Below are 14,370 nucleotides of genomic sequence, written 5' to 3'. Positions count from 1 at the left end.
GCATTTTTCACGTCGACATACCTTACGCGAACCCGAAAAGGCAGTTGCCTGGGCTGCGATAAGAGTTCACTCGAAGAGAATAGTGGGCAGAGGGCAGGGAGGCAGATCGAATTTGTCGCCGGGCGGGCGTCTCCCCTGAGCTTAGTCTCTTTTGGGGCGGAGCGTGGGTTTAGTTTCCAAAGTTGCTGAGGTTTCAGCGCAGATCACTGCAAAATTAATGGGGATCGTGAAACAGCGCTGAAATTCGTTGTCATTGTTTTCTCTCGTGTTGTGTATTTTCAACTACACTTTCTGCACCCCTACAGCGCCAAATAAAAGAGCGCGTTATGAATAACGAGAAAATATCATGATCATTTCTGCATCAACGGACTACCGCGCTGCGGCAAAAAGTAAACTGCCGCCATTTCTGTTTCATTACATCGACGGTGGTGCTTACAACGAGCATACGCTCAGACGTAATACCGCCGATCTGGCCGATATCGCCCTGCGCCAGCGCATCCTCAAAAACATGTCTGATCTCAGCCTGGAGACCCAACTGTTTGGCGAAAAGCTGGCGATGCCCGTCGTGCTGGCACCGGTGGGTCTGACCGGCATGTACGCGCGACGCGGCGAAGTTCAGGCGGCCCGTGCGGCAGCGAAAAAAGGTATTCCTTTCACGTTGTCGACCGTCTCTGTCTGTCCGATTGAAGAGGTGGCACCGGCCATCGACCGTCCGATGTGGTTCCAGCTTTACGTACTCAAAGATCGTGGTTTCATGCGCAATGCGCTGGAACGTGCGCAGGCCGCGGGCGTCAAAACATTAGTGTTTACCGTGGATATGCCGACGCCCGGCGCACGTTATCGCGATGCGCATTCCGGTATGAGTGGCCCGAATGCCGTCGCACGCCGGATGTTTCAGGCAGTGATGCATCCGCAATGGGCATGGGATGTCGGCCTGAATGGCAAACCGCATGATCTTGGTAATGTTTCGGCCTATCGCGGTAAACCGACCACACTGGAGGATTACATCGGCTGGCTGGCGGCGAACTTCGACCCGTCGATTTCCTGGAAAGACCTGGAATGGATCCGTGAGTTCTGGAAAGGTCCGATGATTATTAAAGGCATTCTGGATCCGGAAGATGCCAAAGACGCCGTAAAATTTGGTGCCGATGGCATTGTGGTCTCCAACCACGGCGGCCGGCAGCTCGACGGGGTGCTGTCCACCGCTCACGCGTTGCCTGCTATTGCGGATGCGGTGAAAGGCGATATCACTATTCTCGCGGATTCCGGCATCCGTACCGGGCTGGATGTGGTGCGTATGATCGCCCTCGGTGCCGACAGTGTGCTGTTGGGCAGGGCATTTGTGTATGCACTGGCCGCAGCGGGCGAAGCGGGGGTGATTAATCTGCTGAATCTTATCGAAAAAGAAATGCGGGTCGCAATGATACTGACCGGTGCGAAATCCATTGCTGACATCAGCGGGGACTCCCTGGTCTACGGACGGAATCAGGTTCACCGCGCAAGCTTATAAAATGCAAAGGGCGTAACTTCCGTTCGAAGCCACGCCCTGCTTCACTGTCCCACGCAATAGCCGTTTCGTCCTGCATGCTTGGCGTCATACAGTGCGCCGTCGGCACGTTGGAGTAATTCCAGCGAAGTCATGCCCGGCGACCATTGCATAATGCCCTGACTGACTGTCACCGTGTCTGCCACCTGCGATAAGGCGTGGGGGATGGCCGCCTGCGCCACGCTTTGCCTGATGCGTTGTGCGACCACTTCTGCATCTGTTGCAGCGGCGCTGTGCAGCAGGATCACAAACTCCTCACCGCCATAACGGGCCACCAGATCGGCCGGTTGCCTGACCACCTGCCTGAAACACTCCGCAATGCCCACGAGGCAGTTGTCTCCGGCCTGGTGACCATAATGGTCGTTGTATTTTTTGAAATAATCCACGTCAATCATGATCAGGGAAAAAATACCGCCCTGACGTTCCGTTTGTGCAATCAGTTGTTGAAGTTGTTTATCGAGCTGGCGGCGGTTCGCTACACCTGTCAGCGGATCGTAATGTGCCAGGTTATCCAGCTTACTGACCAGCAACTGGTTGTCGCATTCCCGCCGCACGGAAAGCACAAACCAGCGGCTCAGCATAATACGCGCTGTCTCAAACAGGGCGCTGGCGACAATCATCGCGACGATTTCCAGAACCGGAATATCCGCTTTCAGCAGTATCAGATGAAAAAATAATGAAAACCACAGCGGCAATGTGAAGCTGTAAAGGATCGGCATGGTCGGGTACAACGCAATCAGCGCCGTAAAAATCAGCATGCAGAAAAGCGGGAAGACCAGTTGTTGCTGCGTATCACTGGTCAGCATGAAATGGAACACGACGGCCCAGTACAAACCGACCAGAAACGCCAGTACCATCGCGGGCGTACGTGAGCGTATGAAGCGCAATACGGGTAAAAGAAGGATGATAAAAACCAGAAAAATCAGTGCCAGCTTATCCAGCACCGGACCGGAAACCGCCACATCGGCGTGCGGATCCAGCAATACCCGGAACTGGTGCCGGCCAAACAGAAAAAGCACAAAGCTCAGATTAGCGAGCAGTAACCAGATGCCGCTGGTACGCAATGACGCTTTTTTATAGTGATCCAGCAGGGTGTCGAATGCGTGGTCCGGCTGGAGAGCGGGAGGAGTTTGCATGTTTATCCTTAACATCTTATCTGCGTACAGTGTAGCTGAAGAAAACTTTTTACTCCTCACCCTGCGAAGGGGGAGGCGGGGAGGGGGTTTTAAGGACGAAGCGATGGCCAAAGCAGACATCAACTTCTTGATTTTTCTGCAATACCCCACTCCAACCCTCCGCTGCGCAGGGAAGGGAGTTGTCCGGTGCTCGTACACAGGCGAGCAGTTGTTCTGTTGTAATCGCCGCAACAGACGCTTCATTGATTTCCGGCGCACAGGCAAACTCCCTCAGCCACTGTTGCCTCGCCGCTTCCAGCCTGTCAGCTGGCCTCACGCTCAGCGATTCCCGCAGCGTGCAGCGCTTTTCTTCCAGTGTCTGTGGGGTGATGCCATCAATGACGGACGGGATCTCCGCGATAAACGTATCGATAAACCCCAGCAGCGTTTCTGTGTCATACGACGGCGATTGTAATGCAAACAAAATCCCGGACTGACGCGCCGTCTGATGGAAACGGCAACTCACCACGTATCCGACATTTTTTTCGACGCGCAATTGCTGGAAAAATTTTGGCTCGAGGAAAGATGCCAAAACCTGCGTGGCGGCCAGACATTCAGCAGTGTTTTCCGCCAGCGGGCAGAACATCAGCACGGCGGCATCGTCACCCGGAGTCGGCAACTCATGTACGTTACCGGACGATCCGCTGACCACTTCCGGCAATGTTGCCAGCAGGGTGCGTATCGCGATGTCCGATCTCAGCTGACGCTGTTCCTGCTCAAACAGTCGCCTGCCTTGTGCCAGCGCGGCGGGAGAAGGCGCGCGCAGCAGTCTCAGTGCGGCCGCGAGCGTGCGCGCCGTCCATGCCTGACATCCGCTAAGCTGTAATAATCCGTTTCCCTGTTCGTAGCTGAATATCAGCGAATTCCCCTGATGGGCGGACAATGCACACAGTGCCCGCAGGCTCGCACGGGCGATGCAGGCCTGCAGTAAGGTCAGCGGAGCGCCGGTTGTCTGTATGCTTTCATCCGCTGTATGCGCTTCTTCTGCGTGAGGGAGGTAAAACATAAAGTGTGATTCAGTGACGCTGTCACTTTGCGACTGCCAGGCAGAGAAACTGACCGGCAAAGTAAAACCCTGAACTGACGCGTTATGTCCGTGCACATCCCGGGCAATCCACAGCCGTGTCATATTTTCCGGCTTTAGTTCGCTGAGCAATTTCTGCCAGCCGTTTTGAGCCGCAGGCGGGAAATCCAGGGTACGGGCGCGCAGTTGCTCCAGCGGTGTTAAACGGCTGAAGTCGCGACGGGCGAGGGCAACATAATGCTGCAAATGTCCGGTGCTTAAGTCGCCAACCTGTTGCAGCCAGTGGCAGAACAACGTTTCGACACCGGCACGCAAGGCCAGGGGGGTATCGCAGACGAAAAATTCAATGCTGAGGATGGCGTGCGTGGTATCCGTATAAGGCAGCGAAACCCGCACGCTGTCGGCCAGCGCCTGCGTTCGCAGTTGTTCCAGTAAACTGCCCGGCGCTTCATCGGTAAGCAACTGGCGCAGTAATGTCAGCGCCGGAGAAAGCGTCACCGGGAATGAAAAACGCAGGCGTGGCGAACTTTCCAGACGCAACTGAAGATAGCGTTCCCGGCTCAGCGCCAGTGGCTGAGTATGGGCCGGTGGGGAACCTTTACCGGCAGCAAAGGCATTGCCGTAACGCCCGGCCAGTGCAGCGAGTTCAGCGACCGATTGCGGGCCTTGCAGCCACAGCGTGAGCCGTCGTGCGGTGAAGAATTGCTGATGATAATGTATCAGCGCCTGTTGCAGAGCGGAAATATCCTCACCGAAAGCGGTAAGGTTACCGATGTGAAAATCGCGCAGTTGTGCCGGTGCGGCAAAAGCCAGGCTCAGCGCCGCATCACAAAGGGAATCCGCATGAGTGGTCAGCATGCGATATTCGGCGTCGATTACGGCCACTTCCTGCTGTACGGCATCTGTGGTCAGCAAAGGCTGCACCAGCATGTCCGTCAGACGCGCCAGTCCGTCTTCAAACTTTGCCGGTGTCATATCAAAAAACCATGCCGTCGAGGTGGCATGCGTGGTGGCGTTGAGTCGTGCGCCCTGCGCCTGCGCCCACATCATCAGCCGGTCATCGCCCTGAAACTGATGGCTTCCGGCAAACACTACATGCTCAAACAGATGCGCCAGCCCGGGAAATTCCTCCGGTTCGTGATGGCTTCCGGCATTGAGATGAATAAGCGCGGCGGCACGTGAAGCCTGCGGGTCATGGAGAATATTGACCCGCAATCCGTTGCTCAGTGTCAGGGTCTCTGCGGCTGGCAGCATCAGACCCTCAGCCTTTAAAAATCAACTGAGAGTTCGCGCGGTTGCGGAACTGCAACTGATTGATCTGAATGTTGGTGCAATTGGCCTGTTCTCGTGCGGCGAGGATTTGGCCGTGATGTTCAGATTTTGAACACACCGGATCGGCGTTGTCGGCATTGCCGGTGAGCATAAAGGCCTGACAGCGGCAGCCGCCGAAGTCTTTCTCTTTTTCTGAACACGAACGGCAGGGTTCCGGCATCCAGTCAAAGCCACGGTATTTGTTAAAACCGAACGAGTCGTACCAGATTTCCTGCAAGGTATTGTCCAGCACCGACGGGAATTCCACCGGCAACTGGCGCGCGCTGTGGCACGGCAGCGCCATGCCTTCCGGCGTCACACTGAGGAATATCGCTCCCCAGCCGCCCATGCAGCCTTTCGGACGTTCTTCATAATAATCGGGTGTCACAAACAGCAGGTTGGCCAGATTACCGGTGCCGGCCATTTTTTCGCGGTACTGGTGCACCACATTTTCGGCGCGGGCGATCTGGTCGCGGGTAGGCAGTAAACCTTCGCGGTTGAGCTGCGCCCAGCCATAAAACTGACAGGTCGCCAGCTCGACATCATCGGCTTCCAGTTCAATGCTCAGATCAATGATCTTGTCGATCTGATCGATGTTATGACGGTGCAACACGAAGTTCAGCACCATCGGATAACCGTGGGCTTTTACCGCTTTGGCCATGTCGAGTTTTTGCCGGAATGCTTTGGCGTTACCCGCCAGCGCGGCGTTCAGCGTCTCATCGCTGGCCTGAAAACTGATCTGGATATGATCCAGTCCGGCGTCGGCAAACGCATCGATTTTCTTTTCGCTCAGCCCGATGCCGGACGTGATCAGGTTGGTGTAAAAACCCAGATCACGCGCAGCGCGGATGAGCTCCGGCAAGTCTTTACGCACCAGCGGTTCGCCGCCGGAGAAACCGATTTGCACCGCGCCCATTTCCCGCGCTTCTTCAAACACCTTGATCCACTGGGCGGTGGTCAGCTCTTTTTCCTGTTTGGCGAAATCAAGCGGATTCGAGCAATACGGGCATTGCAGCGGGCAGCGGTAGGTCAGTTCGGCCAGCAGCCACAGCGGCGGTTTGACCGCAGGGTTAAGCCGGTTCACGGAACGTAATCCACTTTTGTGCATGGGCCTGAGCGAAGAAGTCTTTGACGTCGTCATTCACGCCGCCGGCATCCGGGAAACGCGTATTCAGCTCATCAATGATATTGGCGATCGTCCGCTCGCCATCCACGAGTTGTAAAATGAAGGTCGCGCTGTCGTTGAGTTTCGCCATCCCTTCCGGATACAAAATCACATGGCAGTCCTGCGTTTTCTCAAACTGCATGCGGTAGCCGCGACGAAACATCGGCGTGTAGTGTTCGGTAATGGTGATCACAGGAGTCTTCCTTTATGCCAGACCGCCTGTTGCGTCACGCTGTGGTACGGCGGGCGGTTCAGTTCGTAGGCCATGCTCATGGAGTCGAGCATGCTCCACAAAATATCGAGTTTGAATTGCAGAATTTCCAGCATGCGCTGTTGTTTTTCGACAGTATCGCAATACTCCAGCGCCAGTTGCAGGCCGTGTTCGACGTCGCGGTTAGCCTGGCTCAGGCGGCTGCGGAAATAACCGTAACCTTCTTCCTCAATCCATGTGTAATGCTGCGGCCAGGTGTCGAGGCGTGCCTGATGGATTTGCGGAGCGAACAGTTCCGTCAGCGAGCTGCACGCGGCTTCCTGCCAGACGGCGCGGCGGGCAAAATTGACGTAGGCATCGACCGCAAAACGCACCCCCGGTAACACCCTTTCTTCTGAAAGCAGCACATCGCGGTCTAACCCCACCGCTTCGCCCAGACGCAGCCAGGCTTCGATACCGCCTTCACTGCCGCCATGTCCGTCGTGATCGAGAATACGCTGTACCCATTTACGGCGGGTTTGCGCATCCGGACAGTTGGCCATGATCGCCGCGTCTTTCAGCGGAATGCTGGTCTGATAATAGAAACGGTTCGCCACCCAGCCCTGAATTTGCTCGCGGGTCGCCTGACCGTTATGCATCGCAATGTGGTACGGATGATGGATGTGATAAAACGCGCCTTTGGCACGCAGCGCCTGTTCAAATTCCTGCGGCGTCATCGGTGACGTCTGTGTTGTCGATATGCTCATGGTCGTTTTGCCCTACAGTTCGATGCGCATCCCGTCCCGGCTGACTTCGATGTTTTGTTGTGTCAACGCCTGCCGCTCGGCAGAGGATTCATTGAGGATCGGGTTGGTATTATTAATATGGATGAGAATTTTGCGTTTTGCCGGAAGTGACGACAGCAGGGCGATCAGCCCCTGTTCTTCGGCAAGCGCCAGATGGCCCATGTCTTTGCCGGTATTTCGGCCTACGCCGGTGGTTGCCAGCTCGTTGTCCTGCCACAGTGTGCCGTCAATCAGCAGGCAATCCGCTTTGTTCAGCCATTTCAGCAGTTCATCGTCCGGCTCGCCCAGACCCGGTGCATACAGCAGCGAGGTGCCGGTATGGGAGTCTTCGATAAACAGCGCGATATTGTGACCGGGCAGCGGCTTACCGCGATATTTCGAATACGGTGGCGCATTGCTCAGCAGCGGAATGGCGGTGAATGTAAGGTTCGGGCACACGGCAACGGAGAAGCGGTTCTCCGGCTCGATAGCGTGGTGTTGCAGGCCACCATTCCAGTGAGAAAGCATGGTAAAGATCGGGAAACCGGTGGTCAGATCTTCGTGGACTTCCGGCGTACACCACACCTGATGCGGGCAGCCTTCACGCAAATTCAGCAGGCCGGTGCAGTGATCAATCTGGCTATCGGTCAGGATGATTGACCCGATAGCGGTGCCGCGTAAAACGTCGTGTTTTATCAGTTCCGGCGTAGCGGCAATCTGGTGACAGATGTCCGGCGAGGCATTACACAGCACCCAGTCGGTGCCATTATCGCTGACGGCAATAGAAGACTGCGTGCGCGGGGACGTTTTCATGGTGCCATTGCGCACGCCCTGACAATTGCTGCAATTGCAGTTCCACTGAGGGAAACCGCCACCAGCTGCGGAACCAAGTACGATAATCTGCATATGAAAACCAGGGGAAAGGGAAGGAAGATGCCCACAGTTAACCGTGGGCATAAAGGCTTAGCGGTTAGAAATGTACAGTGTCACTTCTAAGCCTAAACGCAGGTCTTCGAATGAAGGTTTAGTCCACATAATAATGTCCTCTTGGTGATTACAGTGTTAAGTTCACTGCTGCTTTAATTGCGGCAGGTGATCGGCTTATTGTCAAATATTGATGGTTTGGCTATAAAAATGTTGCGATGAACGCAAACCGATATTGCCCTGTAAGCCACAGGGATTAACGCAAAACCCCGGATGAAAAACTATTCACCCCAGGTCTGTTTTAATAATTTCAGCCAGTTGCGGTACGCGATTTTTTCGATCAATTCATTGCCGTATCCCGCATCAGACATCGCCTGAAGCAGCAAAGGCATTCCGGCAACATCACAGAGAGCATCCGGCACATTGATACCGTCGAAATCCGAACCAAAACCGACATTTTCTTCCCCCAGTTTATCAAGAAGGTTATCAAGATGTTTAACAATTTCGGTTACCGGGGTATCGCCGTTACGTTTTCCATCGGCCCGCAGAAAAGCAGTGCCGAAATTAACACCAACGAAGCCATCGCTTTCTGCAATTGCGGCCAGTTGTTTATCGGTCAGATTGCGCGGTTGCGGACACAGCGCGTGCACATTTGAGTGGGTCGCGACCAGCGGAGCATCGCTGAATGTCGCCGTCTGCCAGAAGGCTTTTTCATTCATATGCGAGACATCAAACAGAATTTTTTTCCGGTTACACTCACGCAATAATCCAAGCCCGGCGGGCGTCAGGCCATCTCCGGTGTCAGGCGAACCGGGGAAGTCACCCTTTACACCGGTACCAAACTGGTTGGGTAAATTCCACAACGGACCGATGCTGCGTAGCCCTTTTTCATACCAGCGCTCCAGCCGCGAGAAATCATCCCCGAGTGCTTCCGCCCCTTCGATATGCATCACCATCGCCAGCACATTCTGCGCAATACACGCTTCAATTTCACCGACCGTCCGGCAGATTTTTGCCCGCCCGGCGGACTGTGTTTCAAGGCGTTCCAGCAGCGAAATCTGCGCTTGCGTAATGGTGTAAGCATCATGGATTTCTGCAGGGGAATTGGGCTTCAGTTGTGGCATATACGAAGCAGGTGGTACAAAAACAGCGAATAATCCGCCTGCAAAGCCACCCAGACGACAGCGCCTGAGATCGAGATGCCCCTCAAGGGAGCCATCAAGAAACAAAGCAGCAGGATCTGCTGCGTCATGCAGCCACAGGCGAAGTAACAGGTCGTTATGACCGTCAAAGACAGGAGTATTGGGGATGGTGTTCATGATGTTAATGGTACTTTATAAAGTCATGTTGAAACATGGGGAATTATGTAAGTTTTGGTTTTTTTGCACGGATCGGTGCAAAGGGGGCGATTTTAAAATCAATTTCCAGGTCAAGGTCAAGACCGTGGGCGTCGGCCCACACCGACTTGGGGGGCGGCCTATCGCCGCCACCCCCCAAGACCCTCCGGGCTCTTTTACTGCGCGCTGTCGCAGGCACGACGGACATGTTCTGGTGCAATAGTGAGTGGCGCAAATCCAGGTGCTTCGCACTGCCTTCTCTCGGTGTTACTCGGCCTGCGGCCTCGCCCTTCGGGCCGTCACTTCGTGACGTTGTCTCGCAGAGCTCGACCCGAGCCACAGGTCTCGAAGCCGCTCCGTTCAGCTGGATTTTGAGCACGCCAATCAACCTTTTTAAAAGATAAAAAACAGTATGCCGTTGAATTTAAGATCGTGGGGGCGATTCAGAAAGCTTGCTGAACGGAGCGGCCTGAAGACCTCAGGCTTCAGGACCGAGAGAAGGTACCGCGCAGCGGCAAGATTTCCAGCCTGTCGCGGAGATACCTGAAACATAGCCAGCGAGCGGAGCGCGTATTGAAAAAGCGAGGGGAGTTCAGAGGGGAAAAGCCTTTCCCCTCTGGTCGGTTTCGGCGCAGCGCGTCATGTGACCGCAGCACTTGAGAAACCGAAATATTCTCGATCCAGCCATCACGGCGAGTGAGAAACCGAAATATACCCGTTCTGCCCTCACTGCAAGTGATAAGCCGCAATTGCTGCGGCCTCAGCAAATCAGAAACTATAGCTCGCCGTCACCGACACATTTCTCGGTTCCCCGTACACCACATACTGATTCACGCTGGTGTCATATTCTTTGTCAAACAGGTTATTCACGTTAGCCTGCACTGCCAGCTGTTTGGTGACCTGATAACGGCTGAACAGATTAACCAGCGCGTAGCTGCCTTGTTCCGCATAGCGCGTACCGTTGCCGCTTGGCCCCGGAACCGTATCCCAGACATGTGTCTGCCAGTTCACACCACCGCCGACGGTCAGATCCTGCAACATCGGCAGACGATAGCTGGAGAATAATTTCAGCTGGGTGCGCGGCAACTGAGGATTAACTGCATCGCTGTTTTCATCTTCTGCAATATAACGGGTGCCGCCGAACGTCATCTGCCAGTTATCAGTCAGGGCGCCGTTCACTTCAAATTCTACGCCGCGACTGACAGTGCCATTTTTACCTTCGTAAGCCGTATCGGTTGAGCCCGGGATTGTACGGCCGGTACTTTGCGCGACGTTGTCCAGCTCTGCACGGAACACGGAAACAGAGGCCGTCAGGCGGCTGTTGAACCAGTCGGCTTTCACCCCCGCTTCGTAATTCTTACCAATGACCGGTGACAGGTAGCCGCCGTTAATATCACGGTAAGTCTGTGGCTGGAATACTGACGTATAGCTGGCATATGTGGACCACGTATCGTTGATGTCAAACACCAGACCCGCGTACGGTGTGATGTTGTTCTTCTCGATCTGGTCGGTCAGGGTATGAGAATTCCAGTTAGTGTAACGCGCCCCAACGATCAGGTGCAGCGGGTCGGCCAGCGAGAGGCGTGTAGCCACGTAAGCTGATTTCTGACGAATAACATCTTCTTCTGCCAGAGCACGCGGAGCCCAGTCGGTTTCGGGGAACTGTCCGTTGAAATCGTTAAAATTGCCCAGTTCTTCGGTGGTGATATTGGCAAATGAACTGTAATAAGTGTTCTGCTGTTTACTGTAGCTCACACCGGTCATCAGTTCATGCTGACGGCCAAACAGTTCATACGGGCCGCTGGCGAAGGCATCCACACCATCGACTTTCCGTTTACCGGTGTTATAGCCGGTTCCTGCGACCACCGGATAACCGGCATAGGCGGATTCACCTACCCCGGTTGTTTTATCGAATGTCCCGTCGATATACATCATTTTGCTGTCGATATGGGATTCAGTACGGGTGCCGTTCAGCGTGGCCTGCCAGCCATTATCGAATGACTGTTTCAGGGTGGTGAACAGCTTGGTGGTTTCTTTATCGCTGTAAGCCCAGTCCGGCGCTGAGTTAAACCCGCGACGATAATCGGTTTTGCTGCCGTCCAGATACCAGCGCGGCATGCCGCCCCAGGTCGGGCTGTCGGTGTTGGTTTGCTGGAATTCGTAGCCTGCGGAAAGCAGGGTGGAATCAGTCAGGTCAGCATCAACGGTGGCATAGACGAATTTTTTTGTTGCGCCGTAGCGTTCAACGTAGCTGTTTTTGTCCTGATAACCGGTGATCAGACGGCCACGTATACTGCCGGTTTCGTTCAGCGGAGTGGCTAAATCCGCCACGTAACGCTGTTTATTCCAGCTGCCGTAAGTAGCCGAAACATTACCGGTGAATTCTTTGCTGTCGGCGTGTTTACGCACCTGGTTGACGGAGGCCGACGGGTTGCCCGGGCCAGTCATCAGGCCGGTTGCACCACGCACCACTTCGATACGGTCGTAAATTGCCGTGTCTGACTGTGAATCGCCCAGGTCCCAGCGCGGATCGAAAGTGGTCGGAATGTTATCGACCATGTAGTTGTCGATCAGAAAGCCACGGGCGTAATAAGTACGACGGTCAAGATCCGAAACGCTTTCCTGAATGCCGGTGGTATTTCTCAGCACGTCACCCAAAGACTGTAACTGCTGATCTTCCATGCGCTGCTTGCTGATGATGCTGACGGACTGGGGAATATCGCGCGCTGTCAGAGCCATTTTTGTGCCTGCGGTGGTGACCGGGACACTGTAATCGGTGGCGGCGGTATCAGCGGTGCTGTTGGCGTTACTCTGCCCGGTGACCACCACAGTATCGTCACCCGTTTTCTTAACGGTGGTGTCTGCGGCATACGCAGAATGCAATGACGACGAAATTAACAATGCGATCACTGAAAGTGAACGTTTCTTTCCGGAATTATTATCAATGTTTTGCTTATTGTTCCTGACAGCGCAATTCCCTGAAAAAACAGGCATAACTATTCTCCACACGGTTATTTTATTATTTTTAAGCCACGGCATTTTTGTATGAATACGGCTTTATCTGCATGAGCAAACCCCGCCAGAATCCCCCGGACAAGGGCTGGACAAGATAAAATGGTCATGGTTAATAAAGCGAATGAGAATAATACGCATTGGGTTTATCGCTGTAAATAAATATTACAGACGGGGGGCGTCCACACAGGCCTTTTAAGGTCAAGACCGTGGGCGTCGGCCCACACCGACTTGGGGGACGGCCTATCGCCGCCACCCCCCAAGACCCCTCGGGCTCTTTCACTGCGCGCTGTCGCGGGCACGACGGACGTGTTTCGTGGCTATAGTAAGTGGCGCAAATCCAGGTGCTTCGCACTGCCTTCTCTCGGTCTTCGGGCCACAGGTCTCGAAGCCGCTCCGTTCAGCTGAATTTTGAGCACGCCAGTCAACCTTTTTAAAAGATGAAAAACAGTCTGCCATTGATTTTAAGATCGTGCGGGCGATTCAGAAATCTTGCTGAACGGAGCGGCCTGAAGACCTCAGACTTCAGGACCGAGAGAAGGCACCGCACAGCGGCAAGATTTCCAGCCTGTCGCTGTGGTTCCTGAAACATAGCCAGCGAGCGGAGCGCGTGTTGAAAAAGCGAAGGGAGATCCAAGAGGGAAAAAGCATTTTTCCCTCCTGGTCGGTTTCGGCGCGAAGGGTCGTGTGATCACCGTTAGTGAGAAACCGAAATATTCCCGGTTTGCCCTCACAGCAAGTGAGAAACCGAAATATTCCCGATCCAGCCCTCACGGCGAGTGAGACCAGTTTACAATAAAAAACCCACCTTTTAGCCATTAAGAAATCTAGACATCTAAACGTTCGTTTTGTAGAGTGTCACCACCTGCCGGATTAACGATTGATTCGGCTAAGAAAAATACAACGGCGGTGGCACAATGATCAGTAACATTAAAATCCTCGATGGTGGCATGGGGCGCGAACTGGCCCGCATGGGGGCTCCTTTTCGCCAGCCTGAATGGTCTGCACTGGCGCTGATGCAGGCTCCTGAATTTGTTCGGGCTGCTCACGATGCTTTTATTGCTGCCGGTTCTCAGGTCATTACCACCAACAGTTACGCCGTTGTGCCGTTCCACGTGGGTGAAGAAGTTTTTGCGGAGCAGGGCGCTGCGCTGATTGCGCTCTCCGGCAAGCTGGCTCGCGAGGCGGCTGATGCGGCACGGGCTGCCGTGCAGGTTGCGGGTTCGCTCCCTCCGGTTCTCGGATCTTATCGCCCGGATCTGTTCGAGCCAGTGGCGGCCAAAAAATTACTGCAAGTGCTGGTGGATAACCTGACGGACAGCGTTGATGTCTGGCTGGCGGAAACGCAAAGCTCTGTCGCAGAAGTCGAAGCCGTGCGCGATGTGCTGGGCGATGACCCGCGTCCGCTGTGGCTGTCTTTTACCTTGCAGGACAATCTCGACGATCAGGGTAATGCGCTGCTGCGCTCCGGTGAAGCGGTTGTCGATGCGGTCAGCGTGGCGCTGCGGGTTTCTGCGGCGGCGGTGCTGTTCAATTGCAGCCGTCCTGAAGTGATGGCGACTGCGGTGAAAACTGCACGAGCGGCGCTGACGGCACAGGGATCTCAGCTTGATATCGGCGTGTATGCCAATGCATTCGAGCCTTCCGATAATAAACGCGGTGCCAATGAAGGGCTGAGCAAAATGCGTCAGGACACTGATCCTGCCGGTTATCTCGATTTCGCGAAAGACTGGGTGGCGCAGGGTGCGACCATGGTCGGCGGTTGTTGCGGGATCGGGCCTGAACATATTGCCGCGCTGAAACAGGCCTTCGCCAGATAATATCCATCACCAGATAACATCCATAAAAAGAATAAAACGCATATTAATGCTGAAGATGCATTCTTCGCAGACAGGGGAAAA

11 protein-coding genes and 1 other RNA gene are annotated in these 14,370 nt (G+C 54.5%); 2 read left to right on the top strand and 10 right to left on the bottom strand.

Annotation, left to right across the window (positions count from 1 at the left end):
- The first annotated feature begins 346 nt into the window (after positions 1–346).
- On the top strand, positions 347–1,510 hold the full coding sequence (gene lldD, locus ETV65_RS15405; protein ID WP_129953685.1) for an FMN-dependent L-lactate dehydrogenase LldD: 1,164 nt from the start codon (positions 347–349) through the stop codon (positions 1,508–1,510).
- A gap of 41 nt (positions 1,511–1,551) precedes the next feature.
- On the opposite strand, the gene ETV65_RS15400 is transcribed toward lldD, so the two are convergent.
- The 10 genes from ETV65_RS15400 to fhuE form a co-directional block, all read right to left on the bottom strand.
- A complete protein-coding gene (locus ETV65_RS15400) occupies positions 1,552–2,682 on the bottom strand; it encodes a membrane-associated sensor domain-containing protein (RefSeq protein ID WP_129953684.1) in 1,131 nt (376 codons plus the stop codon).
- A 49-nt stretch (positions 2,683–2,731) separates the two neighbouring features.
- On the bottom strand, positions 2,732–4,999 hold the full coding sequence (gene pqqF / locus ETV65_RS15395) for a pyrroloquinoline quinone biosynthesis protein PqqF (RefSeq protein ID WP_129953683.1): 2,268 nt from the start codon (positions 4,997–4,999) through the stop codon (positions 2,732–2,734).
- 7 nt (positions 5,000–5,006) lie between these two features.
- Positions 5,007–6,164 (bottom strand): pyrroloquinoline quinone biosynthesis protein PqqE, encoded by a 1,158-nt coding sequence (gene pqqE / locus ETV65_RS15390; RefSeq protein ID WP_129953753.1) that lies wholly within the window; start codon positions 6,162–6,164, stop codon positions 5,007–5,009.
- The gene (gene pqqD / locus ETV65_RS15385) at positions 6,127–6,384 is read right to left on the bottom strand and encodes a pyrroloquinoline quinone biosynthesis peptide chaperone PqqD (protein WP_235174637.1); all 258 of its coding nucleotides are present in this window, start codon (positions 6,382–6,384) and stop codon (positions 6,127–6,129) included. The genes pqqE and pqqD overlap by 38 nt, the downstream gene beginning before the upstream one ends.
- A gap of 26 nt (positions 6,385–6,410) precedes the next feature.
- Complete coding sequence (pqqC, locus tag ETV65_RS15380) at positions 6,411–7,178, bottom strand: pyrroloquinoline-quinone synthase PqqC (RefSeq protein WP_129953681.1); 768 nt, start codon at positions 7,176–7,178, stop codon at positions 6,411–6,413.
- 12 nt (positions 7,179–7,190) lie between these two features.
- A complete protein-coding gene (gene pqqB / locus ETV65_RS15375) occupies positions 7,191–8,102 on the bottom strand; it encodes a pyrroloquinoline quinone biosynthesis protein PqqB (protein WP_129953680.1) in 912 nt (303 codons plus the stop codon).
- A 57-nt stretch (positions 8,103–8,159) separates the two neighbouring features.
- A complete protein-coding gene (gene pqqA, locus ETV65_RS15370; protein WP_013578120.1) occupies positions 8,160–8,231 on the bottom strand; it encodes a pyrroloquinoline quinone precursor peptide PqqA in 72 nt (23 codons plus the stop codon).
- A gap of 170 nt (positions 8,232–8,401) precedes the next feature.
- A complete protein-coding gene (locus tag ETV65_RS15365; RefSeq protein ID WP_129953679.1) occupies positions 8,402–9,439 on the bottom strand; it encodes a dipeptidase in 1,038 nt (345 codons plus the stop codon).
- 286 nt (positions 9,440–9,725) lie between these two features.
- Positions 9,726–9,808: non-coding RNA, RtT sRNA (locus ETV65_RS15360), on the bottom strand.
- A gap of 417 nt (positions 9,809–10,225) precedes the next feature.
- Positions 10,226–12,451, bottom strand: coding sequence for a ferric-rhodotorulic acid/ferric-coprogen receptor FhuE (gene fhuE / locus ETV65_RS15355; RefSeq protein ID WP_129953678.1), 2,226 nt, complete (start codon positions 12,449–12,451; stop codon positions 10,226–10,228).
- 935 nt (positions 12,452–13,386) lie between these two features.
- On the opposite strand from fhuE, the gene ETV65_RS15350 reads away from it, so the two are divergent.
- Complete coding sequence (locus tag ETV65_RS15350) at positions 13,387–14,289, top strand: homocysteine S-methyltransferase family protein (RefSeq protein ID WP_129953677.1); 903 nt, start codon at positions 13,387–13,389, stop codon at positions 14,287–14,289.
- Positions 14,290–14,370 lie beyond the last annotated feature (81 nt).

The sequence above is a fragment of the Rahnella sp. RFA10(1/100) genome, assembly GCF_004195115.1.
Classification (GTDB): Bacteria; Pseudomonadota; Gammaproteobacteria; order Enterobacterales; family Enterobacteriaceae; genus Rahnella; species Rahnella perminowiae.
This window is presented reverse-complemented; position numbering and strand designations above follow the sequence as displayed.

What these genes read in the sequence shown, in the direction of transcription:
- pqqD (WP_235174637.1), bottom strand. Translation starts at nt 6,384, where the DNA reads ATGTTTCGTCGCGGCTACCGCATGCAGTTTGAGAAAACGCAGGACTGC.
- pqqB (WP_129953680.1), bottom strand. Translation starts at nt 8,102, where the DNA reads ATGCAGATTATCGTACTTGGTTCCGCAGCTGGTGGCGGTTTCCCTCAG.
- lldD (WP_129953685.1), top strand. Translation starts at nt 347, where the DNA reads ATGATCATTTCTGCATCAACGGACTACCGCGCTGCGGCAAAAAGTAAA.
- ETV65_RS15350 (WP_129953677.1), top strand. Translation starts at nt 13,387, where the DNA reads ATGATCAGTAACATTAAAATCCTCGATGGTGGCATGGGGCGCGAACTG.
- pqqC (WP_129953681.1), bottom strand. Translation starts at nt 7,178, where the DNA reads ATGAGCATATCGACAACACAGACGTCACCGATGACGCCGCAGGAATTT.
- fhuE (WP_129953678.1), bottom strand. Translation starts at nt 12,451, where the DNA reads ATGCCTGTTTTTTCAGGGAATTGCGCTGTCAGGAACAATAAGCAAAAC.
- ETV65_RS15365 (WP_129953679.1), bottom strand. Translation starts at nt 9,439, where the DNA reads ATGAACACCATCCCCAATACTCCTGTCTTTGACGGTCATAACGACCTG.
- pqqE (WP_129953753.1), bottom strand. Translation starts at nt 6,164, where the DNA reads ATGCACAAAAGTGGATTACGTTCCGTGAACCGGCTTAACCCTGCGGTC.
- pqqF (WP_129953683.1), bottom strand. Translation starts at nt 4,999, where the DNA reads ATGCTGCCAGCCGCAGAGACCCTGACACTGAGCAACGGATTGCGGGTC.
- ETV65_RS15400 (WP_129953684.1), bottom strand. Translation starts at nt 2,682, where the DNA reads ATGCAAACTCCTCCCGCTCTCCAGCCGGACCACGCATTCGACACCCTG.